Source organism: Providencia sp. Je.9.19, from assembly GCF_051129765.1.
GTDB lineage: Bacteria > Pseudomonadota > Gammaproteobacteria > Enterobacterales > Enterobacteriaceae > Providencia.
Window position 1 is genome coordinate 1 of sequence record NZ_JBCPSS010000022.1, and the last position, 1,451, is coordinate 1,451.

Annotated in this window: 2 rRNA genes; both read left to right on the plus strand. The window is 51.4% G+C overall.

Going from position 1 to position 1,451, the window contains the following annotated elements:
• Positions 1-1,176 (plus strand): 23S ribosomal RNA (locus AAZR93_RS21530); the annotation flags it as partial.
• Between the two features lie 154 nt (positions 1,177-1,330).
• Positions 1,331-1,446 (plus strand): 5S ribosomal RNA (gene rrf, locus AAZR93_RS21535).
• Positions 1,447-1,451: the final 5 nt, after the last annotated feature.

Sequence of the window (1,451 nt, forward strand, 5' to 3'; positions counted from 1 at the left end):
GCGGATGGAGCTGAAGCCAGTCGCAGATACCAGCTGGCTGCAACTGTTTATTAAAAACACAGCACTGTGCAAACACGAAAGTGGACGTATACGGTGTGACGCCTGCCCGGTGCTGGAAGGTTAATTGATGGGGTTATCCGTAAGGAGAAGCTCTTGATCGAAGCCCCAGTAAACGGCGGCCGTAACTATAACGGTCCTAAGGTAGCGAAATTCCTTGTCGGGTAAGTTCCGACCTGCACGAATGGCGTAATGATGGCCAGGCTGTCTCCACCCGAGACTCAGTGAAATTGAACTCGCTGTGAAGATGCAGTGTACCCGCGGCAAGACGGAAAGACCCCGTGAACCTTTACTATAGCTTGACACTGAACATTGAGCCTTGATGTGTAGGATAGGTGGGAGGCTTTGAAGTGTGGACGCCAGTCTGCATGGAGCCAACCTTGAAATACCACCCTTTAATGTTTGATGTTCTAACGTTGCCCCATTATCTGGGGTGCGGACAGTGTCTGGTGGGTAGTTTGACTGGGGCGGTCTCCTCCCAAAGAGTAACGGAGGAGCACGAAGGTTGGCTAAGCATGGTCGGACATCATGCGGTTAGTGCAAAGGCATAAGCCAGCTTGACTGCGAGAGTGACAGCTCGAGCAGGTACGAAAGTAGGTCTTAGTGATCCGGTGGTTCTGAATGGAAGGGCCATCGCTCAACGGATAAAAGGTACTCCGGGGATAACAGGCTGATACCGCCCAAGAGTTCATATCGACGGCGGTGTTTGGCACCTCGATGTCGGCTCATCACATCCTGGGGCTGAAGTAGGTCCCAAGGGTACGGCTGTTCGCCGTTTAAAGTGGTACGCGAGCTGGGTTTAGAACGTCGTGAGACAGTTCGGTCCCTATCTGCCGTGGGCGTTGGAAGATTGAAAGGGGCTGCTCCTAGTACGAGAGGACCGGAGTGGACGCACCACTGGTGTTCGGGTTGTCATGCCAATGGCATTGCCCGGTAGCTAAGTGCGGAAAAGATAACCGCTGAAAGCATCTAAGCGGGAAACTTGCCTTGAGATGAGTCTTCCCTGACCCTTTAAGGGTCCTAAAGGAACGTTTAAGACTAAGACGTTGATAGGTTGGGTGTGTAAGCATAGCGATATGTTGAGCTAACCAATACTAATGAACCGTGAGGCTTAACCTCACAACACCGAAGGTGTTTTGAGTGAGACGATGTTGTTTTCAGAGAGTGCCTGCGAGAGTGGGTGATTAATATAAGCTTGTTCAAGATTGAAGTTCTGGTTTAGAGGGATATTGCGAGAGTGATATTGGATTTAAACGGGAACGAACAGAATTTGTCTGGCGGCAATAGCGCGGTGGTCCCACCTGACCCCATGCCGAACTCAGTAGTGAAACGCCGTAGCGCCGATGGTAGTGTGGGGTCTCCCCATGTGAGAGTAGGGAACTGCCAGACATTAA